The following is a 242-nucleotide window of genomic DNA, read 5'->3' on the forward strand; positions in this document are numbered from 1 at the left end:
TGCCGATGGTGTCTAGCGCTGCCGATCGCTCGACGATTGAGGCTTACCGGAGCGGCGGTTCGCGCGTCAGGACCATGTCGATCGGCTTTCGGGCCGATACCGGCACGCGGAATTCATCGCGCATGTGGCCGAAACCGATGAGCGTGATGATGATTTCGTTGTCGGGGATGCCGACGCAGGTCCGCATCTTGATATCCTGCTCGCGCGCCGCACTCCAGTTCAGCATGCAGGCGCCCAGTCCC

1 pseudogene is annotated in these 242 nt (G+C 62.8%); it reads right to left on the reverse strand.

What is annotated here, in order from left to right:
• Nucleotides 1–43: 43 nt before the first annotated feature.
• A pseudogene (locus AF337_RS03815) lies at nt 44–242 on the reverse strand (nitroreductase family protein); the annotation flags it as partial.

It is taken from the genome of Rhizobium ecuadorense (assembly GCF_001187535.1).
Lineage (GTDB): Bacteria > Pseudomonadota > Alphaproteobacteria > Rhizobiales > Rhizobiaceae > Rhizobium > Rhizobium ecuadorense.